General features: G+C 61.0%; 23 protein-coding genes. 14 read left to right on the top strand and 9 right to left on the bottom strand.

Features of this window, described 5'->3' with window-relative positions:
- Nucleotides 1-276: 276 nt before the first annotated feature.
- Nucleotides 277-2,484: an NADP-dependent isocitrate dehydrogenase gene (locus tag Q0936_RS08110; protein ID WP_299142141.1), complete on the top strand. Its 2,208-nt coding sequence runs from the start codon at nt 277-279 to the stop codon at nt 2,482-2,484.
- 71 nt (nt 2,485-2,555) lie between these two features.
- Here the strand turns inward: Q0936_RS08110 and Q0936_RS08105 are convergent, their stop codons facing one another.
- Complete coding sequence (locus tag Q0936_RS08105) at nt 2,556-3,644, bottom strand: mandelate racemase/muconate lactonizing enzyme family protein (RefSeq protein WP_299297034.1); 1,089 nt, start codon at nt 3,642-3,644, stop codon at nt 2,556-2,558.
- Between the two features lie 179 nt (nt 3,645-3,823).
- Nucleotides 3,824-4,711, bottom strand: coding sequence for a LysR family transcriptional regulator (locus Q0936_RS08100; protein ID WP_299297036.1), 888 nt, complete (start codon nt 4,709-4,711; stop codon nt 3,824-3,826).
- 132 nt (nt 4,712-4,843) lie between these two features.
- Here Q0936_RS08100 and Q0936_RS08095 point away from each other — a divergent pair, with 132 nt between their 5' ends.
- Both Q0936_RS08095 and Q0936_RS08090 read left to right on the top strand, forming a co-directional pair.
- Nucleotides 4,844-5,527, top strand: a complete 684-nt coding sequence (locus Q0936_RS08095) for a type 1 glutamine amidotransferase domain-containing protein (RefSeq protein WP_299297038.1) — start codon at nt 4,844-4,846, stop codon at nt 5,525-5,527.
- 269 nt (nt 5,528-5,796) lie between these two features.
- Nucleotides 5,797-6,825, top strand: coding sequence for a helix-turn-helix domain-containing protein (locus Q0936_RS08090; protein WP_299297041.1), 1,029 nt, complete (start codon nt 5,797-5,799; stop codon nt 6,823-6,825).
- Here the strand turns inward: Q0936_RS08090 and Q0936_RS08085 are convergent.
- A complete protein-coding gene (locus Q0936_RS08085) occupies nt 6,810-7,649 on the bottom strand; it encodes a DMT family transporter (RefSeq protein WP_299297043.1) in 840 nt (279 codons plus the stop codon). The two genes, Q0936_RS08090 and Q0936_RS08085, sit on opposite strands and share 16 nt — an antisense overlap.
- A gap of 137 nt (nt 7,650-7,786) precedes the next feature.
- Here Q0936_RS08085 and Q0936_RS08080 point away from each other — a divergent pair, with 137 nt between their 5' ends.
- The 3 genes from Q0936_RS08080 to Q0936_RS08070 are packed head-to-tail and all read left to right on the top strand — an operon-like array spanning nt 7,787 to nt 10,922.
- Nucleotides 7,787-10,156, top strand: coding sequence for an aminomethyltransferase family protein (locus tag Q0936_RS08080; protein ID WP_299297045.1), 2,370 nt, complete (start codon nt 7,787-7,789; stop codon nt 10,154-10,156).
- Nucleotides 10,153-10,530: a hypothetical protein gene (locus Q0936_RS08075; RefSeq protein WP_299297047.1), complete on the top strand. Its 378-nt coding sequence runs from the start codon at nt 10,153-10,155 to the stop codon at nt 10,528-10,530. The genes Q0936_RS08080 and Q0936_RS08075 overlap by 4 nt, the downstream gene beginning before the upstream one ends.
- The gene (locus Q0936_RS08070; protein WP_299297050.1) at nt 10,527-10,922 is read left to right on the top strand and encodes a hypothetical protein; all 396 of its coding nucleotides are present in this window, start codon (nt 10,527-10,529) and stop codon (nt 10,920-10,922) included. The genes Q0936_RS08075 and Q0936_RS08070 overlap by 4 nt, the downstream gene beginning before the upstream one ends.
- Here Q0936_RS08070 and Q0936_RS08065 read toward each other — a convergent pair.
- Nucleotides 10,919-12,253, bottom strand: a complete 1,335-nt coding sequence (locus tag Q0936_RS08065) for an NAD(P)/FAD-dependent oxidoreductase (protein ID WP_299297052.1) — start codon at nt 12,251-12,253, stop codon at nt 10,919-10,921. The two genes, Q0936_RS08070 and Q0936_RS08065, sit on opposite strands and share 4 nt — an antisense overlap.
- A gap of 160 nt (nt 12,254-12,413) precedes the next feature.
- Between Q0936_RS08065 and Q0936_RS08060 the strand changes: the two genes are divergently transcribed.
- Complete coding sequence (locus Q0936_RS08060) at nt 12,414-12,806, top strand: hypothetical protein (RefSeq protein ID WP_299297054.1); 393 nt, start codon at nt 12,414-12,416, stop codon at nt 12,804-12,806.
- Nucleotides 12,807-12,968: 162 nt separating this feature from the next.
- Here Q0936_RS08060 and glnT read toward each other — a convergent pair whose 3' ends face one another.
- The 4 genes from glnT to Q0936_RS08040 all read right to left on the bottom strand — a co-directional run bounded on the left by glnT (nt 12,969) and on the right by Q0936_RS08040 (nt 17,336).
- A complete protein-coding gene (glnT, locus tag Q0936_RS08055) occupies nt 12,969-14,303 on the bottom strand; it encodes a type III glutamate--ammonia ligase (protein WP_299297056.1) in 1,335 nt (444 codons plus the stop codon).
- A gap of 69 nt (nt 14,304-14,372) precedes the next feature.
- Nucleotides 14,373-15,716, bottom strand: coding sequence for an FMN-binding glutamate synthase family protein (locus Q0936_RS08050; protein ID WP_299142181.1), 1,344 nt, complete (start codon nt 15,714-15,716; stop codon nt 14,373-14,375).
- Nucleotides 15,717-15,728: 12 nt separating this feature from the next.
- On the bottom strand, nt 15,729-16,406 hold the full coding sequence (locus Q0936_RS08045; RefSeq protein WP_299297058.1) for a GXGXG domain-containing protein: 678 nt from the start codon (nt 16,404-16,406) through the stop codon (nt 15,729-15,731).
- Entirely contained in the window at nt 16,407-17,336 is a 930-nt protein-coding gene (locus tag Q0936_RS08040; protein WP_299297060.1) for a glutamine amidotransferase family protein, read from the bottom strand.
- A gap of 204 nt (nt 17,337-17,540) precedes the next feature.
- Between Q0936_RS08040 and Q0936_RS08035 the strand changes: the two genes are divergently transcribed.
- From Q0936_RS08035 to Q0936_RS08005, 7 genes are all read left to right on the top strand, one after another.
- Nucleotides 17,541-18,944, top strand: a complete 1,404-nt coding sequence (locus Q0936_RS08035) for an ammonium transporter (RefSeq protein ID WP_299142185.1) — start codon at nt 17,541-17,543, stop codon at nt 18,942-18,944.
- 22 nt (nt 18,945-18,966) lie between these two features.
- On the top strand, nt 18,967-19,140 hold the full coding sequence (locus tag Q0936_RS08030) for a hypothetical protein (RefSeq protein ID WP_299142187.1): 174 nt from the start codon (nt 18,967-18,969) through the stop codon (nt 19,138-19,140).
- A 156-nt stretch (nt 19,141-19,296) separates the two neighbouring features.
- Nucleotides 19,297-20,448 (top strand): aminomethyltransferase family protein, encoded by a 1,152-nt coding sequence (locus tag Q0936_RS08025; protein ID WP_299297062.1) that lies wholly within the window; start codon nt 19,297-19,299, stop codon nt 20,446-20,448.
- Between the two features lie 56 nt (nt 20,449-20,504).
- Nucleotides 20,505-21,101 carry a dimethylamine monooxygenase subunit DmmA gene (dmmA, locus tag Q0936_RS08020; protein WP_299297064.1) on the top strand — a complete coding sequence of 199 codons (597 nt, stop codon included), beginning with the start codon at nt 20,505-20,507 and terminating at the stop codon, nt 21,099-21,101.
- Nucleotides 21,098-22,081, top strand: a complete 984-nt coding sequence (locus Q0936_RS08015; protein WP_299297066.1) for a PDR/VanB family oxidoreductase — start codon at nt 21,098-21,100, stop codon at nt 22,079-22,081. Before dmmA ends, Q0936_RS08015 begins: the two co-directional genes overlap by 4 nt.
- The gene (locus Q0936_RS08010; RefSeq protein WP_299297068.1) at nt 22,078-23,145 is read left to right on the top strand and encodes a DUF3445 domain-containing protein; all 1,068 of its coding nucleotides are present in this window, start codon (nt 22,078-22,080) and stop codon (nt 23,143-23,145) included. Before Q0936_RS08015 ends, Q0936_RS08010 begins: the two co-directional genes overlap by 4 nt.
- Before the next feature lie 53 nt (nt 23,146-23,198).
- Nucleotides 23,199-23,822 (top strand): PAS domain-containing protein, encoded by a 624-nt coding sequence (locus Q0936_RS08005; protein WP_299297070.1) that lies wholly within the window; start codon nt 23,199-23,201, stop codon nt 23,820-23,822.
- Nucleotides 23,823-23,829: 7 nt separating this feature from the next.
- Here Q0936_RS08005 and Q0936_RS08000 read toward each other — a convergent pair whose 3' ends face one another.
- The gene (locus tag Q0936_RS08000; protein WP_299142275.1) at nt 23,830-24,459 is read right to left on the bottom strand and encodes an XRE family transcriptional regulator; all 630 of its coding nucleotides are present in this window, start codon (nt 24,457-24,459) and stop codon (nt 23,830-23,832) included.
- Between the last annotated feature and the right edge of the window lie 76 nt (nt 24,460-24,535).

Here is a 24,535-nt window from a genome sequence, read left to right as displayed (position 1 = left end):
AAACACTCAGAAATCATTTCGCGACTGAAATCAAGGTCTCTGACTATTTTTGTCGGATTTTTTTCTGCGCGGCTGAAAAGTCGGCACTGCACCTTTGGTCGGCGCCACCCGCCGCGTCCTCATGCACCTTTGCGAAATGGCCGCGCGCGACATAAACACTGTCCCAATCGCTCGGGAACAGGCCGGGGCGCGGCGTTATATCTCACCCGCGCGCTGGACGACCCAAGCTTGGCATACTATGGCATACCGCAACCGACAGCAAAGGGCCCGCGCACAATGACCGATCAGAACACCCCCGACATTATCTACACCAAAGTGGATGAAGCGCCCGAATTGGCGTCCGCATCCCTGTTGCCCATCATCCAGCGATTTGCCGCCGCCGCCGACGTCAAGGTCGGCCAGCGTGACATTTCTCTCGCCGGTCGCATCCTGGCCGCCTTTCCCGAAAGCCTGTCCGACGATCAGGAACAGGGCGACGACCTTGCCTTTTTGGGTGAACTGGTGAAATCCGCACAGGCCAATGTGGTCAAATTGCCAAACATCTCTGCCTCTGTGCCGCAGCTTGTGGCCACGATCAAAGAACTTCAGGGACAGGGCTTTGCCATCCCCGACTATCCCGAGACACCCGAAACGGACGCCGAAAAGACCGCGCGCGCCCGCTATGATGCCATCAAGGGGTCTGCCGTGAACCCGGTTCTGCGCGAGGGCAACTCTGACCGGCGCGCGGCCAAGGCCGTCAAAGCCTACGCACAGGCCAACCCACACCGGATGGGTGAGTGGACTGCCGACAGCAAAACGCGCGTGTCCTCGATGTCGGGCGGTGACTTCTTCTCCAACGAGACGTCGGCCACAATCACCCGCGATGCGACAGCCAAGATCGTGCATGTTGCAGCCGATGGCACGGAAACCGTCCTAAAGGACGGCATCGCCTATCCCGCAGGCACCGTGATCGACGCCACCTTCATGTCCGCCAAGGCACTGGACGCGTTTCTCGCCGACGAGATCGCCAAGACCAAGGCCGAAGGCACGCTGTTCTCGTTGCACATGAAAGCCACGATGATGAAGGTCTCCGACCCGATCATCTTTGGCCACGCGGTCCGCGCATTCCTCGCACCGGTCTTTGAGGCACATGGCGCGGAACTGGCCGCACTGGACGTCAATCCGAACTCTGGCCTGGGCGACCTGCTGGACCGGGTCAAGGACAACGCCGACATCATGGCCGCCATCGACAAGGTGATGGCCGATCGCCCACCCATGTACATGGTCGATTCCGATCGCGGCATCACCAACCTGCACGTGCCCTCGGACGTGATCATCGACGCCTCGATGCCCGCGCTGATCCGCGCCGGTGGCAAGGGCTGGGGCCCGGACGGCAGTGAGTCCGACGCCAACTGCGTCATCCCCGACAACTCCTACGCGCCCGTCTACGATGAGACGATCAAGTATTTCAAAGAGACCGGCAAACTGGACCCCGCAACCTGCGGCACCGTCCAGAACATCGGTCTGATGGCCCAAAAGGCCGAGGAATACGGCTCGCACCCAACAACGTTCGAGATGCCCGCCAACGGCACGGTCAACATGATCCTCGACGACGGCACCGTTTTGCACACGCACAGTGTGGAAACGGGCGACATCTGGCGCTCCGCCTCCGCGCGCAAGGCCCCGATCGAAGACTGGGTCAACCTCGCCATCTCGCGCCAAAAGGCCGAAGGCTGCGAGGCAATCTTCTGGCTGGACGCGGACCGTGCGCACGACGCCGAGCTGATCAAATACGTCACCCCGATCCTCGAAGCACAGGGTGTGGCGGACAAGTTCAGCATCATGGCACCCCGCGCCGCCACCCGCGCCGCGTTCGAGACCATCCGCAAGGGTGAAAACTCCATCGCGATCACAGGCAACGTGCTGCGCGACTACCTGACGGACCTGTTCCCCATTCTGGAACTGGCCACGTCGGCCAAGATGCTGTCCATCGTCAAGCTGATGCAGGGCGGCGGCCTCTTTGAGACCGGCGCAGGCGGCTCCGCCCCCAAACACGTGCAGCAGCTGATGGAGGAAAACCACCTCCGCTGGGACTCACTGGGCGAGTTCTGCGCGCTGGGCGAAAGCTTCATGTTCCTCGCGGATGCCAATGGCAACGCCAAGGCGCGCGTGCTGGGTCAGGCCGTCGAACAAGCCACCCAAGGCATCCTCGACCACGGACGCAGCCCGGGCCGCAAAGTCGGCCAACCCGACAACCGCGACAGCCACTACTGGTTCGCCCGCTACTGGGCCGAAGCCCTGGCCGCACAATCGGACGATGCCGAGCTTGCCGCGCATTTCGCCCCCATTGCCACGGCACTGGCAGACGGTGAAACGGCAATTGTCGGTGAACTCGCCGCCGTGCGCGGCCAAGCGGTCGATCTGGGCGGCTACTACCACACCGATGCCGCCAAAGTGGCCGACGTCATGCGCCCATCGGCAACACTGAACGCCATTATCGGCTAAGGCCCAAAAACACATAGGCGGCGCGCGGCACATGGACCGGGCGCCGCCCGCAAACGGCAACCCTCTGCGCCTCAGCCAGTCAGCAGGTTTGCCGCCTCCAGCTTGTCCCAATCAAACACCACACCAATCCCCGGCTCGGATGGCGCCTGCGCAAGGTGATCGCGCACCTGCAACGGCTGCTGGGTGTATTCGTCAATCGGGAATGAATGCACCTCAAGCCAGCCCGAATTCTGCCGCGCCGACACGAGGCTGACATGCAGTTCCTGCATCCCATGACTGCACACCGGCACCCCATGATGCTCTGACAACGCGGCCACTTGCAGAAACCCGGTGATGCCGCCGCAATTCGAACCGTCGGGCTGGATGAAACTCAGCTTGGACTGATCGAACGCATATTCAAATTCGTGGATCGTGTGCAGGTTTTCCCCCATGGCAAGCGGGCACCCAGTGGCGTCCACGATCTGCGCATAGCCCGCGTAATGATCCGGAATGATCGGCTCTTCGAACCAAAGAATGTTATGTTCCTGAAAGGCGCGCGCGGCGGCAATCGCCTGCTCCACGCCCATCGAATAATTCGCATCGACCATCAGCGCGACGTCCGGGCCAATCAGATCACGCACCGCCGCAACACGTGCCACATCATCGTCCCGACCAACCTTGATCTTGACCCCGTTGAACCCGCGCGACAGATAGCCCTCTATTGATTTCAACAACTTGGGCAATTCGAACCCCAGGTCGATCCCGCCACAATAGGCCTTGCAGGCCGCGCCAGCCCCGCCTGCCATTTGCCACAGCGGCTGACCCGTGCGCTTGCCGCGCAGATCCCAAAGCGCGATGTCCACCGCCGAAATCGCAAACGACGCGATACCGCCTCGCGCAACATAGTGGACGTGCCACTGCATCGCGTCATAGAGCGCCTCAACATCCGTCGCGTCCCGACCGATCAGAAACGGCGTCAGGTCATGTTCGATCATGGCCTTGATCGCGTGGCCGCCCTTGCCGCCGGTATAGGTATACCCCGTCCCCGTGCTGCCATCCTCCAGGTGCACCGTCGCCGTCACCAGTTCAAAGAAATGGTGATCACCGTGTTTGGCATCCACCAGAACCTCGGCCAATGGGACGTGGAACAGACGCGTTTCAATCGCTGCAATTTGGCTCATGGGTCTCTTTCGCGCTCCGCTTGTCCCGACATAATTTGCGCCCACAGCAGGATCACGGCGCACCGACAGGCACGGCCGTTCACCCTTTGCCAACAGGCGCTGAACCGGACCGTACCGCGCCCCGTCTCAAAGTTCAAAAAGTTGGCAAAAAATCACGAAAATGGCGCGCCTGCTACGGTTCACATCCGGTTTGCCGCCATGCTGTCCAGCAAGTAGTTGATCGCCGCGCGCACATGCCGGGGCATCAACCTGCGATCAGGATAGACAATCCAATGCGATCTCGAATGATCCTCGAACCCGTCGAGGATGCGACGCACGCGCCCCGCATCCAGCAGTGGTTTGAGGTTCTCAACCGGTGAATAGGCAATGCCAAACCCTTTGTCCGCAGCCTCCAGCATGATCGGGATGCTGTTGGTCCTGACCCGCCCATTCACTTTCACGCGGATGTTTTTGCCGTTTGCCGGATCACAGAAAACCCATGTGTCGTTGTTGGAAATCAGACAGGAATGGTGGCGCAGGTCACTGGGGTGGGACGGCACGCCATGTTGCGCCAGATACGCCTCTGACGCGACACAGGCCAAGCGGTGCGTGGCCAGCTTGCGCGCGACCAGCGAACTGTTGGTCAGTTGCCCGTACCTGAGCGCAAAGTCATAGCCTTCGGCGATCAGATCCACATTGCGATTGTTGAAATCCGCCTCCAGCGTGACGCCTTCGTTCCGGGACACAAATTCCAGCAGCTTGGGCATAACAACCGTCTCGGCAAAAGGCCCCGCCGCCGACACCCGCAACAGGCCTTTGAGATCGGCAAAGTCTCCGGCGATGGATTGGTTCACCGCATCGAGGTTCGCCATCAATTCGTCGACGCGGGCAAGGTAGTCAGCGCCAAGGTCCGTCAGCCGCACCTTGCGCGTGGTGCGGGCCAACAGCTTGACGCCCAGCCGGTCCTCAAGGGCCTGTACCTGCCGGGACACATGCGACGTGGACACGTTCAGCCGCTGCGCCGCCGCGGTAAAGCTTTCGGTCTGCGCGACCATCGAAAATTCTTCCAATCCTTCCCAATCGGGCATGCCGCCTCCATCTTTGCTGTTGTGCAATAATGTATTGCCAAATGGGCTTCTTGTCTCAGCCTTGCAACGACAAATATTCGAGAAACAGAAGAGGCCGCCTTCTGCGCCTTCGCAAAAGTCATAGGACATCACATGACCAAGAAAATCCTGATGGTTCTCACATCCCACGACAAACTCGGTGACACGGGTGAAAAAACCGGCTTCTGGCTCGAAGAATTCGCAGCGCCCTATTTCGCCTTCCGCGATGCAGGCATCGACGTCGAACTGGCCTCCCCCGCAGGTGGCCAGCCCCCGCTTGACCCCAAAAGCAACGTCCCCGATTTCAAGACCGACGACACCCACCGTTTCGAGGCGGACGCAGAGGCCAAGGCGCTTTTGGCGAACACCAAAAAGCTGGCCGATGTGCGCGAGGCCGATTACGACGCGATCTTTTACCCCGGCGGTCACGGCCCGATGTGGGATCTGGTAAACGACCAGACCTCCATCGACCTGATCGAAGCGTTCTGGGCGCAGAACAAGCCCGTCTCCGCCGTCTGCCACGGCCCGATTGTGCTGGCCAATGCCAAGGATCCGCAGGGCGAATACATCGTCAAAGGCCGCAAGGTCACCGGCTTTTCCAACACCGAAGAAGAGGCCGTGGGCCTGACCAAGGTGATGCCGCAACTGCTCGAGGACACGCTGATCGCGCGCGGCGGGCAATATGCGAGCCTCGAAGACTGGACCGCCCACGCCCAGCGCGATGGCAACCTGATGACTGGGCAAAACCCGAACTCATCCCACGCTGTCGCCGAACTGGTGGTCGAGGCGCTCAAGTAAGCGCTTTTCACAACCGCACGGTCCGGGCAGTGACATCTGCCCGGACCACAGCCGCCAAACAACAACTCACACCATCAGTAAAAAAAGTTGCATTTAAAGAATAATTGCGCAACGGTCTTCCAGATATTCGCAGCTGCCAAGACCTATACGTACCGTGAAACACAACACCCACCAGCGCACCGCCACAGCCCGCCAACCGAGCGCAGCTCAGGCACGCCTGCACAATCACAAAATCCAGACCCACAACGCACACCCGAGGGTCGGGTAAGATGGGCAAACCCGACACCCGCTTTGACGTGGCCGCACAGATCGACGCCAATGTGCAATCGCGCGTGATCGAAATCCACATGGGCAAAGGCTTCAGCGGGCTAGAGCTCACCTCGATCACCCACGTGCTCAACACCGCCAACACGCTTCTGGGGCGCGCACTCTTCTCCTGGCGCTTCAGTACCGACACCCCAGGCCTCGTCACCAGCGACCAGGGCGCACTGGTGCGCGCGGAACCGGCCATTGTCGACCACCGCCTGCCGGACATGATGGTCGTGGTTGGCGGCAAAGGGGCCGCGAACGGCAGCTGGCTGACACGCGCCCGCGCGATGCAGCGCAAGGCGCGCACAGTCGTCCTGCTGTCGGACGCCGCCACCGCGTTCATCAAGGCGACCAAGGCCCCCAGCGGCCACGTGACAACCCACTGGCGCGACATCACGCCCTTGACCGAAACCGGCTACCACCCGAAACTCACATCCCACCTCAGCGAAAACTCCGACGGGATCATCACCGCCGCTGGCGCCGGCGCCACGCTCGAACTGATGGTCGGCCTCGTCGCGCCCTATCTGACCAGCCCGCAAGTGGCCGAACTGGGCAATCACCTGCTGCTCCAGACCATCCGCAAAAGCGACGCCGAGCAACCCAAATGCATGGCCGACAACGAAGGGCTGTTCGACGCCCGCCTGACCGAGGTGATCCGCCTGATGGAGGATACGGTCAACGAACCCATGTCCATGACCCAGATCACGGCCCAGGTCGGCTATTCCACCCGCCACATGGAACGCGTCTTTCGCACCACGTTCAACGACACCCCGGCCCGGTTCTACAAACGCCTCCGCGTCAAACGCGCCCGCACCATGATCGAGGAATCGCTGCTGCCGATGATCGACATCGCCATCGCCTGCGGGTTCGGATCATGCACAACAATGGCCAAGGCGGTCAAAGCGGAATACGGCGTCACACCCTCACAAATGCGGTCACGCAAAAGCATCCAGTTGCTGACCTATGCGGGCCGTCAAACGGCCAGATAACCAATCGCCGCAAACACGATCAGAATCCCGACCCACTGGATGCGGGCCACCGCTTCGCGCAGGAAAACAGCGGCGAGGATGATGGTCAAAACCCCGAATGTCGACGCCGCCACCGACGCAAACGCCGGATAGGCAAACGATCCCGCCAGCATCACGGCCCCAATGGCGATGGCATCCAGCACCCCCATCACCACCAGAATGGGCAAGGCCGACGCCGGGGGCATCACGGGCTGGCGCAACACCACGGCCAACAGGCCAACAACCGCAACCGCCCCGACCCGTGCTGCCGCAATCGCTGTCATCTCGGCCCCGCCTTCGACCGACAATTGCCCCATCGCAAAAGACACAGAAAATCCAACAGCCGCCAATACCGACCACATGATCGCCGCGGGCTGCGCTCCCGCGCCATCCTCATCTTTGGACGTCGCCGCAACAAAACCGCATCCCGCCACAACAATCAGCACCGCACCCCATTGCAGGACGGTGACCTCTTGCCCGTTCATCACCGCCCAACCAACCGACAGGATGGGAAAGGCCGCGACAATCGGCGCGACAACCCGCACCGGCCCAATCGCCAAGGCCCGGTAAAACGCGGCCCCCGTCAGGCCAAAAATGACGCCCGACGCCGCCGCATAAAGACCCGCGTTCCCGGCAAGCCCACCAGCCCCAAGGATCAACGCGAGGCCCGTGGTCGCAATGCACCCACTCACAAGCACCGGAAAAAGCGACTGAAACACCCCCACCCGTTGCGAAATGTAGCGCACCAGCGTGTCATGCACGCCCCAACACAGGGCCGCAATCAGGCCAAGGGTCAGCGCGCCCATGGGCTGACCACCGCTGCGGGGATTGATTTTCTCACGGCGCGATGCCCCTTTTGTTTGCAGCGGAACGGTGTCCCGAGTATTCTCACAGTTAAATATTTATTCCGCTAGTGCAAATTCGCACAGCGTGGGAGGCGCATATGCTCGACACCCCATATCCGAATGTAAGGCCCGGTCCACCGCGCCCAAGCCAGATTATCCAACCTGCGCAATTTTCCATGCCACGGGGCACCGAACGCTATGTGGTGCAAGGCGGCGGCGCGGTCCTGATCCCGGTCGAGGCCGGGGATCAGGTGACCGTCATCAATGACGAAGGCGGACAGGTCTGCGAAGTGGTCTGCGCCGATGCGCAGGGCCGCGCGGATGACAGCCTGCTGGACCGCCCTGCCGATGCGCCCGCCGACGGATTGCGGGCCTTGCTAACGGGCCATGATCAATCCCTGCGCGGGCTGCGCATGGGGCTCGACGCCCGCAAGATCGACATGGCCGCCGCGCGCGCCGTGCGCCTGTTCGATGCAGGCACCCGCGCCAAGGCCGAAGAGGCGATGCGCGTTCTGCGTGACGGTACGCTGATCATCGCAGCCCCCGGCGACGCCATGGATTTCGAAGCGCAGGATACCGTGACCCCCCTGACCGTGCTGATCCAGCGCGCCACGATCAAAAGCCACGTGAAATTCGAATTGCCCGACCCGCTGGCCGACCCTGTGGCCGACATCCGTGTCCACACCCAAACGGCCGAGGCGTTCTTTGTCAAAGCGGGCGACTACATCCAGATCATCGACGTGGATGGTCGACAGTGCACGGATTTTGAATGCTTTTCCGCGCGCAAACTCGACAAGGGCATCGAACACGCGCTCGACGTCACAACTACCCGCACGCTGATGGGCCACGCCTATCCCATGCCTGGTCTGCACGCGAAATACTACGATCAGGAAATGCTGCCGCTGGTCGAAGTGGTGCAAGACACCTGCGGACGCCACGACGCCTTTGCGCTGGCTTGTTCCGCCAAATATTACGACGACATCGGCTATCCCGGCCACGCCAACTGCTCGGAAAACTTCAACACTGCGCTGGCTGAGTTCAACGTCACGGGCCGCCCCGGCTGGATGGCGATCAACTTCTTCTTCAACACCTTTCTCGACGAACACGGCGTGATGTATTCGGACGAACCATGGTCGCGCCCCGGCGACTACGTTCTGCTCCGCGCGCTCACCGACATCGTCTGCGTGTCCTCCGCCTGCCCCGACGACACCACGGCGGCCAACGGCTGGAACCCCACCGACATCCACGTGCGCACCTATAGCGGGCGCGAGACCTTCCAACGCAGCGTCGCCTACCGGCCCACCCCTGATGCGGACCCCAAAATGACCAAACAAACCGGCTTTCACGATCAATTCGCCAAGCACACCCGGAATTTCATCGAATACAACGGCTACTGGCTCGCCAACTGCTTTGCCGAGGCTGGCCCGATCGAGGAATACTGGGCCTGCCGCCAAAAGGCCGTGATCATGGACCTGTCGCCCCTGCGCAAGTTCGAGATCACGGGGCCGGACGCCGAAGCGCTCTGCCAATATGTCTTCACCCGCAACATGAAAACGCTCGCTGTCGGCGGCGTGGTCTACACCGCCATGTGCTATGAAAACGGCGGCATGATCGACGACGGTACCGTATTCCGGCTGGGCAAGGACAACTTCCGCTGGATCGGCGGCAACGACTACGGCGGCGACTGGCTGCGCGAACAAGCGAAGAAACTGGGGCTCAAGGTTCTCGTCCGCTCCTCCACCGACCAGCTGCACAACGTCGCCGTCCAGGGACCAGAAAGCCGCGACCTCTTGCGCAAGATCGTCTGGACCGCGCCGCACAACCCCGAATTCGACCAGTTGGGCTGGTTCCGCTTCACCCCCGCCCGGCTCAACAACGAAAGCGGCACGCCCTTCGTGATCTCGCGCACCGGCTACACGGGCGAGCTGGGCTACGAGGTGATGTGCCACCCCAAACACGCCCCCGAACTCTTCGACGCGATCTGGGAGGCGGGGCAAGACCACGGGTTGCGCCCCATGGGGCTAGAGGCGCTCGACATGGTGCGGATCGAGGCGGGGTTGATCTTTGCCGGCTACGATTTCTCCGACCAAACCGACCCGTTCGAGGCGGGGATCGGCTTCACCGTCCCGCTCAAATCAAAACCCGACGACTTCATCGGGCGCGACGCCCTGATCCGGCGCAAGGAACACCCCAGCCGCAAGCTCGTCGGCCTCGACATCGACAGCAATGTGCAGGTCGATCACGGTGACTGCATCCACATCGGACGCGCCCAGGTGGGCGAAGTCACGTCCTCCATGCGCTCGCCCCTGCTGGACAAGAACATCGCGCTGGCCCGCATCGACGTGGCCCATGCGGACACTGGCACACAACTGGAAATTGGCAAACTCGACGGCCAACAGAAACGGCTGCCTGCCACAATCGTCCCCTTCGCCCACTACGACCCGAAAAAAGAGCGGCCCCGCTCATGATCCGCCGCGCGTTCATCGTCGGCCTCATCGCCCTCGCCCTGCCCGCCCATGCCCAGTCGGTCAAACTCAAGGCGCACGAAATCGACGCGCTCCTGTCCGGCAACACCGCTATCGGCAAATGGCAGGGTCAAGCATACCGCCAATACTTCTCCCCCGACGGCACGACCATCTACGCGCAACAGGGCGCGCGGTCGGCCCTCGGCCAATGGCGCATCGACGCGGACAAAGACGAATACCAAAGCATCTGGCCCCGCGATGCCGACTGGGAAGGATGGTTTGTGATGGAATGGGACGGCACGTTCTACTGGGTCAGCAAGAAAACTCCGCCAACGCCCTTCAAACTGGTCGAAGGCGAACAGTTGGTCGCCCCATGATCCGCGCCACACTCTTGTGCCTCGCCTGCGCAACCATCGCCCACGCCGACACGTTCTGCGCCAGCCTGACAGATCAACACGCAACCCTTGCCCTGCCGGACGGCACCAAGGGCACATGCAGCACATCGCTCGATCTCTCGGGCACACGCGCGCAGAATTGCCGCTGGCCCTTCGCCTACCGCGCACCCGAAGCCACAGAGGCGTTCAACGCGGTGCTACAGGCCACGACAGCTTGCCTTGATGTGCAACCCGTCTCGGATCAGGACGTGAACCACCCCGACAGCTACGACTTGCGCACGTTCCACACTGACACCGCGCAGATCGCGGTGTCGATCAAAGACAAAGGGGCGCTACAGCAAACCTATGTCTTCCTGCGGATCGCAGCACCCTAGTTCTGCAAATACACTTCCAGACTATCGTCCAGCGCATCCACCCACGGCGTGTGGTGCTTGGGCGCCATGGTCCCGGTTATCACCGACGCATAACCATTGTCGCGGAACGTCATGATCCCCTGTTTCTTGTGACCTTTCCACGCCTTGAACGCCTGACAGGCCCCCTCGACGTCAAAGGACGGGTAATCCGTCTCGGCGATCAACTCCTTGATGTAGTCACCCTGATACCAGATCGCGTCATAGTCGTCCTCGCCCGCATCCTCGCGCGCCACACGGTCGACCACGTCGGCCTCCATCTCGGCCTTTGACGGCATCGCGATCTTGCCCATGATCACATCCCGCGCCCACCAGGCCTGCGCGTCAAACATGTTAAAGGTGAACCACTGGTCCTGCATGCCAAGGTAAAACAGCGCCGGATTGTCCACAAACGCGACCCCTTTATAGAGGTCCGCCGTCGCCAGCCGGTTCGCCGTCTTCAGGCGCAGATCCTCAGCCATGAAGGGGAAATGGTGCTGATAGCCGGTGCACAAGATCACCGCATCCACATCGCGGCTGGTGCCATCCTTGAAGTGCGCCGTTTTGCCGTCAACATGCGTCAGCAGCGGAACCTCGGCCCAGTTGTCGGGCCAATCATACCCCATCGCCGCCGTGCGGTGTGACACGGTGATCGACTTCGCACCGTACTTCCAACACTGCGAGCCGATATCTTCGGCGGAATAGCTGGTGCCGACGATCAGAATATCCTGATCCTTGAACTCCAGCGCGTCACGGAAATCATGCGCGTGCAGCACGCGGCCCTTGAACGACTCGAATCCCGGAAATTCCGGCACGTTCGGCGTTGAAAAGTGGCCCGAGGCACAGATCACGTGATCGAAGGTTTCGGTATATTCGTTGTCCGCAGGCAGGTCCTTGACCGTCACACGGAACATGCCGTCCTCAAATTCAACCCGGCGCACCGCCGTCTCGAACCGGATCCAATCGCGCACACCCGCCTTTTCAACACGACCTTGGATATAGTCGAACAGCACCGCGCGCGGCGGGTAGGATGCGATCTGCTTGCCGAAATGCTCCTCAAAGGAATAGTCGGCAAATTCCAACCCCTCTTTGGGACCGTTCGACCACAGATAGCGGTACATCGACCCGTGCACAGGCTCGCCATATTGGTCCACGCCCGTGCGCCAGGTGTAGTTCCACAACCCACCCCAATTCGACTGTTTTTCAAAGCAGACGATCTCGGGAATATCCTCGCCGTTTTTCTTCGCGGACTGAAAAGCGCGCAATTGTGCCAGACCCGAAGGCCCCGCCCCGATGATGGCGATACGTTTGGGCATTTTGCGACTCTCCTGGCTGTTTGTGCGATGATCCAATTCCACCGCCATCGCCCCTACAAGTCAACAATTTTGAACCACAGTAAAATGTGTTTCGTGCGATTTGCGGTGTACTTGAGTGGGATTTGAGCGGATGATTGCGCCTGAACAGACGGGATAGACCATGACCAAACCGCATTTCAGTTTCTGGATCATCGCCGGGCTTGGATTGGCGTGGAACCTGATGGGGTGCCTCAACTTTGTCACCCAGATGAACCCGGATGCCGTGGCCCAGATGCCCGAGCTTTATCAGCTGATCATAGCCGTGCGCCCGCTGTGGGCCACGCTGGCCTTCGGCTTTGCCGTCTTTGCCGGGGCGGTTGGGTGCATCCTGCTGCTGCTGCGCAGGCGGATGGCCACCTCCGCGCTTTTTGTGTCGCCGTTGGCCACCGGCATCACCATGGTCCAGACGGTTTCGGTGGTCGGCATGTCCCCCAGCACGATCCTCGCCTTGCTGGTGGGTGCTGCGCTGTTTTGGTACTCTACCATCGCCGCGCGAACAGGGTGGCTGCGCTAGAAAACGCGACCGCCCGCCATCTGCGTCAGGGTGCCAGACATCCGGTTAAGATCACCCAAACGCACCGCGCGCAGAACCAAGTGTTTGATCCCGCGCGCAGATTTCGAAATCGCAAAGAATGGGTAACCGCTGCGAACAGCCTGTCCCCGCGGGGACACCCGCTCAGATATCGAGCGTGTTGTCCTTTTCCCACTGCGAGAAGTGCGAGGTAAAGTCGTTCCACTCCTGCGTCTTCATCTTGACGTAAGAGGCCGAGAATTCCTCGCCCATCGCCGCCTTCAATCCCTTGTCCTTGTCGTATTCGCGCAAGGCATCTAGCATGTTCAACGGCAGCTTTGGCGCACCGCGCACCTTGTGCCCTTCGGCGTACATGTCGATGTCGTGACGCTTGCCGGGGTCGGCCTGCGTGCGGATACCGTCGAGACCCGCCGCGATGATCACCGCCTGCAACAGGTAGGGGTTCGTCGCCCCGTCGGGCAGGCGCAGTTCGAACCGGCCAGGACCCGGCACGCGCACCATGTGAGTACGGTTGTTGCCCGTCCACGTCACCGTGTTGGGCGCCCATGTGGCCCCCGACATCGTGCGCGGCGCGTTGATGCGTTTGTAACTGTTCACGGTCGGGTTGGTGATCGCGGCCAGCGCGCTGGCGTGCTTCATGATACCGCCGAGGAAGTGGCGGCCCTTTTCCGACAGACCCAGCTCTGCCGTCTGGCTGCTGTCATTGGGTTCCATCGCAAACACGTTGGTCTTGGCATCAGCACCGGGCGCGTCCCAGACAGAGATGTGGGCGTGGCACCCGTTACCCGTCAAACCCTCAACCGGCTTGGGCATGAAGGTGGCGCGGAAGCCGTGTTTCTCGGCCACAGACTTGGTCATGAACTTGAAGAAAGAGTGCTTGTCGGCGGTGCGTAACGCGTCGTCGAACTCCCAGTTCATCTCGAACTGCCCGTTCGCGTCCTCGTGGTCGTTTTGGTACGGTCCCCAGCCCAGTTCGAGCATGTAGTCGCAAATCTCGCGCACCACGTCATAGCGGCGCATCACGGCCTGCTGGTCGTAGCAGGGTTTGGCCGCCGTATCGAACGGATCGCTGATCTGGTCGCCTTCGGGTGTCAGCAGGAAGAACTCCGCTTCGATCCCGGTCTTGACGTGCAGCCCTTCGGCGGCGGCCTCGTCAATCAAGCGGCGCAGCACGTTGCGGGGGGCTTGGGCGACGTCCTCGTCCTCCATCACGCAGTTGCCAGCGACCCACGCGACTTCTGGCTTCCACGGCAACTGGATCACCGAGGACGGGTCCGGCACGGCCAGCATGTCGGGATGCGCGGGCGTCATGTCGAGCCAGGTGGCAAAACCGGCAAAGCCCGCGCCGTCCTCTTGCATGTCGGCAATGGCCTGGGCGGGCACCAGTTTGGCCCGTTGACCGCCAAAGAGGTCGGTGAAGGAAATCATGAAATATTTGACGCCATTCTCGGCGGCGAACTTGGCAAGATCAGTGGTCATCTGTCTGTTCCTGTTGGTCTTTATGTGGCGAGGGCGCGTGCCGTGATGGCCGCGCCCTTCGTTAGGAATTTAGTAAGAGGTGCCGGGCTTGCCGGGGTACCAGTCTGTCCCGGCGAGCGGGATTTTCGCCATGGCCGCAGCCTCAAGCGTCAGCGCGCAGAGGTCTTCGGGCTCAAGATTGTGCAGGTGGTTCTTGCCGCAGGCGCGCGCGATGGTCTGCGCCTCGAGCGTCATGACCTTGAGATAGTTGTTGAGCCGCCGCCCCCCTTCGATGGGATCAAAGCGTTTCATCAACTCAGGGTCCTGCGTGGTGATGCCTGCGGGGTCCTGCCCCTCGTGCCAGTCGTCATAGGCCCCGGCAGTGGTGCCGAGCGCGTTGTACTCGGCCTCCCACTTGGGATCGTTGTCGCCGAGCGCGATCAGGGCGGCAGTGCCGATGGCAACGGCGTCTGCGCCAAGCGCCATGGCCTTGGCCACATCCGCACCCGTACGGATGCCGCCGGAGACAACAAGCTGCACCTCGCGATGCATGTCGAGGTCCTGTAGCGCGCGCACGGCTTCGCGGATACAGGCGAGAATGGGCTGACCCACATGTTCGATGAACACATCCTGCGTCGCCGCCGTACCGCCCTGCATCCCGTCCAGCACGACAACATCCGCGCCGGCCTTGACCGCCAGTGTCGTGTCGAAATAGGGACGCGCGCCGCCGACTTTGATATAGATCGGCTTTTCCCAATTGGTGATCTCGCGCAGCTCAAGGATCTTGATTTCCAGATCGTCGGGGCCGGTCCAGTCGGGGTGCCGACAGGCGGACCGTTGGTCGATCCCCTTGGGCAGGTTGCGCATTTCGGCCACGCGGTCAGAGATTTTCTGACCCAGCAGCATGCCGCCGCCACCAGGTTTCGCGCCCTGCCCCACCACAATCTCGATCGCGTCGCAACGGCGCAGATCGTCAGGGTTCATGCCGTAGCGTGAGGGCAGGTACTGATAGACCAGCTTGTTGGAATGGCCGCGCTCTTCCTCGGTCATGCCGCCGTCACCGGTCGTGGTCGAGGTGCCTGCCATGGTGGCCCCACGGCCCAGTGCCTCTTTGGCACCGCCCGACAGCGCGCCAAAGGACATGCCCGCGATTGTGACCGGGATGTCGAGCTTGATCGGGTTTTTGGCAAACCGGGTGCCCAGCGTCACGTTGGTGTCGCAGCGTTCGCGGTATCCTTCGAGCGGGTAGCGGGACATGGACGCGCCCAGAAACAGAAGGTCATCGAAATGCGGCAGCTTGCGTTTGGCCCCGCCACCGCGAATGTCATAGATGCCTGTGGCCGCCGCACGCCGGATTTCGGCGTTGACGGGGTTGGAGAACGTGGCCGACTGGATCGGCATCGTGCGCGGAGCACCGTTGTGGTCATCTTTCATGTGTCGGCCCCCTTAGTACGCGTTGTCGATGTTGAAATTGTAGAGCTGGCGGGCCGAACCATAGCGTTTGAACTCGGACGCCTTGGCGTCGCAGCCGCCGCGTTCCAGCAGCTCTTCGAGCAGTGCGATATGTTCGGGGCGCATCTCTTTTTCGATGCAGTCCGCACCGAGGGATTTGACCGATCCGCGCACAAACAGCCGCGCCTCATAGAGCGAGTCGCCCAAGGCTTCGCCTGCATCGCCGCACACCACGAGGTTGCCCGATTGCGCCATAAAGGCCGACATGTGCCCGATGTTGCCGTGCACGATGATGTCGATCCCCTTCATCGAGATGCCGCAGCGCGAGGAGGCGTTGCCCTTGATCACTAGCGTGCCGCCGTGGCCGGTGGCGCCTGCGTATTGCGAGGCGTCCCCTTCGACGACAACCATGCCGGACATCATGTTTTCGGCCGTGCCCGGCCCGACAGAGCCGTGCACGTGCACGGTCGCCTGCTTGTTCATGCCCGCGCAGTAGTAGCCGGTGGAGCCTTTGATATTCACCTCGATCGGGGCGTCGAGGCCCACGGCGATGGCGTGGCTGCCCTTGGGATTCACGATTTCCCAATGGGTCTGGTTTGTGTTGGCGGCCTGGGCATGAAGCGTGGAATTGAGTGCACGCAGGCCCTCGGCCTCAAGGTCAAATGTTTGCATTTACGCCGCTTTCTCTTGCGCGGTTGGGGCCGCGTTGTGCGACCAGAAATAGACGGTTGCGGGTTCGGGTTCCCACACTTTGGCGGTCTCGATCCCCGGCAGGTTCACGAGCGCGCGGTATTCGGAGCCGAAGGCCACATATTGATCGGTTTCAGCCATGACGGCGGGCTTGCAGGCGATGGGGTCACGGACCACGCCAAACCCGTCCTTGGTGCCGACAACAAAGGTAAAGAACCCGTCGAGGTCATCGAGGCTGGAGGTCAGCGCCTCGCCAAGGGTCGCGCCGGTTTGCATTTTCCAGGTGAGGTAGGCGGCGCCGACTTCGGTGTCGTTTTCGGTCTCGATATGCACGCCGAGGCGGCGCAGTTTGCGGCGCAGCGAGTTGTGGTTGGAAAGCGATCCGTTGTGCACAAGGCACTGGTCGATCCCGGTGTTGAACGGGTGTGCGCCCATAGTCGTCACAGCAGATTCGGTCGCCATCCGTGTGTGGCCGATGCCGTGCGTGCCGGACATTTTGCGGATATCGAAGCGGTCTGCCACATTTTTAGGCAGCCCGACTTCCTTGTAGATTTCCAGTGTTGAGCCGTGGCTCATCACCCGCACACCGGGGCGGATTTCGCCCAGAATTTCGCGCGCCGCAGCCACCTGATCGGCCTGAATGGAGAGCACCGCGTGGGTGTCTTTGATGGCCATCGACACCTTGCCCTTGATGCGCTTGCGCAGGTCGTTGTCGAGCTTGTCAAGGTCGACATCGGGGGTGTCTGACTGCACCGTCAGTTTGGCGTTACCCGTTGTTTCCTCACCATAAATCGCGATGCCCGCGCTGTCGGGGCCGCGGTCGGTCATGGTGATCAGCATGTCGGTCAGCATGTCGCCAAGCTGCGGCTCCAACGAGGTGTCTTTCAGAAAAAGTCCGACGATCCCGCACATGGCGAAGGCCCTCCCAAAAAGTGATCTGTCGTTCGACTCGAACGCTATCACCGTTACAGCACATGCTCAACCAAAGGGAAACTAATTTTCACTTCAGTTAAAAAAAGAGTCGCCAGAAGAAACCTGTCGTGGTTCAATTTGGCCAGCGTCGCGCAGTGCAAACGACGGCGCACAAAAGCCAACAGTCCAACACGGGGGTTCATCGTGGAAGAGCAAATCGCAGAGCTGACGGCACAGATTGCCGCGCTCCAGAGCAAAAGTGGTACGACCAATACCATGTTTGCCGAGACATTCTATTATTTGACCATCCCGCTGATGATCATCATTCATGCGGGGTTTCTGGCCTATGAAATGGGGGCATCGCGTCTCAAGAACGTGCTGAGTTCGGGGGTCAAGAACATCCTCGCCTTCGCGTTCATGATCCCGACCTTCTACTTCTTTGGCTGGTGGGTCTATTGGGGTTTCCCCACGGGTTTGCCGGGCGCACCGGGGCCTGCGGGTATCTCGGGCGTGGAATACGCCAACGGTATTGCATGGGGTTGGGGTGAAAGCGCGCAGTACATGGGGCCGAACATCGCGGATCAGGCATCCGGCGTGTTTTTTGGTGCCTTTGCGTTGTTCGCCGCGACCACAGCCTCCATCATGTCGGGCGCCGTGATCGAGCGCATCCAGACCGTCGGCTTTGTTATCCTTGCTGTCGTCCTTGGGTCGTTCGCCTGGGTCGTGGCCGCCGCTTGGGGCTGGCACGCAGATGGCTGGTTGGTCACGCAATGGGGCGTGCATGACTTTGGTGCGGCGGGCCTTGTGCACGCGGTCGCCGGGTTCTTTGCCCTGGGCGTTTTGATCAACCTTGGGCCACGTATCGGCAAGTTCAACGCCGATGGCAGCGCCAACCACATCGCGGGCCACAACATGCCGCTGACGGTAACCGGCCTGATGCTGATCATCGTGGGCTTCTGGGGTTTCCTCATGGCGTGCGTTATCGTGCCCGGCGAGGCGTGGAGCTGGTTTGCAGACAAGCCGTCCACCATCTACGGCACACCCATCACTTTGTCGGCGCTGTCCTTCAACATCCTGATGGCGGTTGCAGGCGGCATCATCGGTGCATGGGTCCTGACACGTGATCCGTTCTGGATGATGTCGGGCGCACTTGCGGGGATCATCTCGACCGCTTCGGGCCTTGATATCTACTTCCCTGCGCTGGCCTTTATCATCGCCTTCTCGGCGGGTGTGATCCTGAAACCCTGTGCCACATGGCTGGAAAAGCGCGGCATCGACGATGCGGTGGGCGCGGTTACCGTGCACGGCACAATCGGCCTTTATGGCGTGGTTCTGCTGGGCGTGTTCGGCGCAGGTTTCCCTGCGTTGCAGGGTGCGGCGGGCGAAGTGCCGACAATCAGCCTGATGGGCCAGATTGTAGGGGCTGTTGTCTTCTTCCTGCTTGGGTTCGTGCCGGGATACGTGGTGTCGTTCATCCTGAAAATGTTCGGCATGCTGCGCATCCCCGAGGGCGCAGAGGTCGCAGGCATGGACATGGTCAAGGTGCCAGCCGAGGGCTATCCCGAAGGCATCCCCGCACCTGGCGTCAACCTGGCGCCCGGCGAGTAATCGAACAGAAAAGGAGAAGACCATGGGTTTTCCATATGACGAAGCAAGCTGGTCGGTTGTCGACGGGGCCATGTTCATGGGGTGGGGGTCGGCCATGCCGGGCCTCTACACCCTGATCGCAGCCGTGATTTGCGTGGCGGTTCTGCTCTTTGGGCAAAAGACCGAGAGCGCCAAGACCAAGCAATTCGAGAAGTAGGCACGCCAGACGTGCGTGAGGGGCGGCCAGTGGTCGCCCCTTTTCCGTTCATCATTTGCCCAACAGGAAAAAAAGTTGCATCGTATTCTTGCTTTTCAAAATGGGCTGAGGCTCAATACGTCGCAACAAGACTCATAACGAACAGGGAAAAACACCATGGCCATTCTATGGAGAACATCGGCACTTGCCGCACGCCACGCCGAGATCGGTGGAGAGCTGGAAGACTGGAATGGCATGGGGACCGCATGGTTCTATGACAACACGCCCGAGCGTGCCAAAGCCGACTACGAGGCGATCCGCACCAAGGCGGGCCTGATGGACGTGTCGGGCCTGAAGAAGGTGCATGTGGTGGGCGAGGACGCCGCCTATGTCATTGACCGTGTGACCACCCGCAACGTCGAAAAGATTGCACCGGGCCGCGCGGTTTACGCTTGTATGCTGGATGATCGCGGTTTGTTTGTGGACGACTGTGTGATCTATCACATCGCCGTCAATTCCTGGCTGGTCGTGCATGGCACGGGCATCGGGATGGAGCAGTTGACGACTGTGGCTGCGGCCAAGAACTGTTCCGTGATCATGGACGACGATCTGCACGACATGTCGTTGCAGGGCCCCAAGGCGGTCGATATCCTCGCCAAGGAGATCCCCGCCATCCGCGATCTGGCCTATTTCGGCATCTGGCAGGGGCGGCTCTTTGGTCGCGACGTGATGATCTCGCGCACCGGGTACACCGGTGAGCGCGGGTACGAGATTTTCTGCCGCGCCAAGGATGCGGTGCATATCTGGGACAACGTGCTTGAGACTGGCGGCGACGATGTGCGTCCGACGCAGTTCAGCACGCTCGATATGCTGCGGATTGAAAGCTATCTGCTGTTCTATCCCGGCGATAACTCGGAAACCTTCCCCTTTGCCGATGGCGCGCCTGCGGGCGACAGCCTGTGGGAGCTGGGTCTGGATTTCACCGTCTCGCCCGGCAAGGAGGGCTTCATCGGGTCCGAGAACCACTATGCGATGAAGGGCAAGGAGCGGTTCAAGATCTACGGTGTGCAGTTGTCAGGCGGTGCCATGGATCAGATGGAAATGTTCGCGCGTGTGCACGCGGACGGGAAGGACGTGGGTGTGATCACCTATGGTCTGTCATCCGAGTTGAACGGCTATTCCGTCGCCATTGCGCGGCTTGATCCGTCGGTGGCAAGCCCCGGCACCAAGCTGACCGTTGTGCAGCCGGATGGCACCGAACTGGCCGCAACAGCGGAAGAAATGCCGTTCTATGACAAGGACAAGACGATCCGCACCGCTAAGGGCTGATTTCCAAGGGGGCGCACGGTTTGTCCGGGCGCCCTTTTCACGTGACGAGGACAGGTATGTCGAAGTTTGAATTTCCCCCGTCGATCAAGAGCAGGCCGGTTTATGGCACGCTGGAGGCGCGTCCGGGCAAGGCGCATCTGATGATCGCGGATGCCGAAGGGGCCGAGGCGATCCTGGGGATCGCGACGCCCGATCTGATGGCCAAGACCCACATCATCTATATTCCGCGCGGCACTGCGTTCGCTGACCAGTTGCGCGCCCTGAACCCCGCGCAGTTTTACGAGGGGCCGAGTTACGCCGCCGCTGTGTCCCGTATCCGCCGTGTGTTGCAGGACGCGCATATGGGCTTGCAGGTGTACCTGACCGGGACCGAAGGGTTGATGGGTCAGGCCCAGAACGAGGCGATGATGGCGGGTATTCCGCACACCGCCATTCAGACCGAACATCGCGGGTCTGTCGCGCGCCGCATGCAATGCGTGCATTGCAAGGGTATCACCGAGGACGTTGAAACCGATCCGTTCGTGTGCAGCCATTGCGGGCTGAACCTGTTTGTCCGTGACCATTACTCGCGCCGTCTGGCCGCCTATCAGGGTGTCTGCATCGACGCCGAAGATCCGGGCAATGTGCCCGCGCCAAAGGGGATCTACGAATGAGCGCCGCCCCGCAAAAAGCCAAACCCGGTGCCGAGAAGATCGACGTGGTTGTGTCCGCTGTCGTGCCGTTGAATGATCTTGTCACGCGTTTTGAGTTTCAGCGTCGCGATGGCGCGCAGTTCCCGCCGTTTTCCGGTGGTGCGCATACGGTTGTGACCATGCAGGACGGGGATCGCGCCCGCCTGAACCCTTATTCGCTGATGTCGGACCCTGGCGACCTGTCCACCTACGCCATTTCCATACGTCGCGATGACGAAGGGCGTGGAGGCTCGCTCTTCATGCACCGCAACGTGTCCGTTGGGGACGAGATGACGATCACCTATCCGGTGAACCTGTTCTCTCTCGATCTGCGGGCGCGCAAACACGTGTTTTTCGCAGGCGGCATCGGCATCACACCTTTCATGTCCATGATCGCGCAGCTTGAGCGGATGGGAGGCGCGTGGGAGTTGCACTATGCCTGCCGGACCGAGGCGCTGGGAACTTATGTGGACCAGCTGACCTACAAGCATCCCAACAAGGTGCATGTGTACTACGACGATCAGAGCCAGGCGATTGATCTGGAAGGGTTGCTGGACGGGCAGCCGCTCGGCACCCATGCTTATGTCTGCGGGCCAAAGGGCATGATCAATTGGGTCCACGCCACGGCCTCAGCCGCCGGGTGGCCCGACGATCATGTGCATTCCGAGGAATTCCTGGCCCCTGCGCCCGGCGTGCCCTTCGAAGTGCGCCTGTGCAAATCCGACAAGACCATCACCGTGGGCGAACACGAAAGCCTGCTGGAAGCCATCGAACGCGCCGGGGTCGAGGCCCCATTCCTGTGCCGGGGCGGATCCTGCGGGCAGTGCGAAACGGATGTGGCGCGCGCGGATGGTGAGTTTATCCACCGCGATCACTGGCTGGAAGAGGATCAGCACGCGGCAGGCAAAAAGATCATGCCCTGCGTCAGCCGCTTTATCGGGACATTGGAGCTTGAACGATGACCATTCAATTCAACGACGAGACGTTCCGCGACGACTATTCGTTCCGCAACTCGGACTGGGCGATCAAACGCTTTCCGTTCCCGTTCCACGAAGACAGCTACATGTATGCCGTCAACATGGAGCAGCATCGGGGCGGGCCCGAGGGGTCGGTCTATGAAAAGCGGTTCGATGTGGACGAGCACTACGTGGCCGAGATGCGCGACCGGGCGATGGTGCTGGCCGATGATCCGCTGCGCTGCCAGTCGCTGCCGCATATGACGCTGGCGGGGTGGGACCTGTTGGAGCTGATCATGGTGTCGAAGTCCGAGGATTACCCGGACCTGTTCGAGCTGCACCGCGATGGCGATCAGTGGCGCTGGGTGAACAAGCCCCTGGGCATTGATGACACGTTCACCTTTCTGGACGAAACCACCCTGCCCTATGGCCCGATGGAATATATCACGCGCCAGACGCAGGGCGATTTCTGCGTGCTGGATCAGCGCGACAACAACCTATGGATGGACGCAGGGATGGTGACGACCCAGGCCGATTGGAGCCTTGATTTCGACATCGGCATGAACTTTTTCGAATGGCACGCGCCGGTGCCGTTGGCCCATGAAAAGGGCATCTTTGTCCGCGCGCTGAAGTTCCTGCTGAACATCCAGCAGGGCGCGCCCGCGCGGCGGCTCAACTGGACGATGACAGTCAATCCGCTGCTGGATACATCGCCCGAAAACTACCACAAGTGGGGCATTCAAAAGACCACGCTGACGCCCGAGAATATCGGCGCGAAACAGCACTTGCGGGTCGAATTGCAGACGTTCTTCCGCCTGCCACGGTCCAATGCGCTGGTGTTCCCGATCCGGTGCTATCTGTGCAGCTTTCAGGACTTGATGACGATGCCCAAATGGGGCCGCCGCCTGCACCGCGTGGTGCGCGACCTGCCGGTCGAGTTGGCGACCTATAAGGGGTTCATCGACAACCGGCCCATGATGCTGGATTACCTGTCGAAATTCGATGATGGGTTGCCCACCTCGCCCGGCGTCTGGCCCGATGCCGAAACGGAGCCGCCGCTGTCCACCTGATAACGTCTTGTTAGCCATTATTGGGTAGCGTCCTCCAATCCGTTGGAGGGCAAATGGACAGCATTTTCGAAAGTGTGTTCGGCGATATACATGCCTTTGTCTATCGCTGCCGAAACGACAGCGATTACACGATGGAGTACATGACCGACGGCGTGGAGCGGATCACTGGCTATGCCAAAAGTGAGATCCTGCACAATGCGGGCGTGTCCTATGTGGGGCTGACGCCTGAGATTGACCGCGACCGGGTCTTTGGCGAGGTCGACGCGGCGATTGAGGCGGGCAAAAGCTGGGACATGACACACAGGCTGGTGCACCGGCAGGGCCACCACGTGTGGGTGCGCGAACGCGGCACAGCGATCTTTGAGGATGGCAAATTGAGCCACCTGCAAGGGCTGGTGGTGGGAGCCGAAGCGGAATCAGCCCTGCGCGAGTCGCTGGAGCATCGGATTGCGGAAATTGAGGCGGCCAGCTCAAATATCGTTGGCCTGACCCAGCAGATCACCGGATCGGTACGGGCGCTGTCGATGCTGTCGGTGAACGCCCGGATTGAGGCCGCACGCAGCGGCCCGGCCGGTCAGGGGTTTGCCGTTGTTGCCAATGAAATCAAGACGTTGGCCGATCAGAACGCCAGATTTGCAGAACAGATCACCGACCAGGTCCACAACATGGGGCATTGATGCGCGCTCAGGCGTTTTGGGGATAGCTGATCACGGACAGGTAGCGCGCGGGCAACGTCACCAGTTTTTCGGGCCCGTGCGGGGCATCCGCGTCAAAGAACAGCGTGTCACCCGGTCTGAGCGCATAGACATCATCGCCGTGGCGGTAATCCACCTCGCCTTCGAGCATGTAAATCGTTTCGATCCCGCCATGCTGGAAGGTGGGAAACACGTCTGATTCCGCGGTGAGCGTGATCAGGTACGGCTCAACAATCACGCCTGACGCGTTGGAGCCGATATGGCCCAAAAGGTTGTACTGGTGGTTGGCGCGCGTGCCCTCGCGGTCGATGGTGACGCCTTCGCCCGACTTGGTATGCACCGCCTGGCGGCTTTCCTCGAACCGGCGGAAAAAGCTGGTGAGCGGCACGGAAAGCGCGTTGGCCAAAAGTTGCAGCGTGGTCAGCGACGGAGAGGTGTTGCCGTTCTCGATCTTGGACAGCATCCCGATGGACAGACCGGTAATCTGCGCAAGCTCGGCCACGGTGATTTCCTGTTTCCGGCGAAATGCGCGCACTTCGCGGCCAATGGCCACCTCCAGCACCTTTTCCCGCTCGCCATCGCGCGTTCTGTGCGGGTCTTGCGTCAGTTTATTGACCATTTCCGGTTCGATTTTTTCTACGTTCACGTTGTCCGCTTTCTAAGCAGCCCATTACCGCTAAACAATTCCGTTCTCG

The sequence above is a fragment of the uncultured Tateyamaria sp. genome, assembly GCF_947488715.1.
GTDB lineage: Bacteria > Pseudomonadota > Alphaproteobacteria > Rhodobacterales > Rhodobacteraceae > Tateyamaria.
Note: the sequence above shows the minus strand (reverse complement) of the source record. Positions and strands in the feature narration are given on the sequence as shown.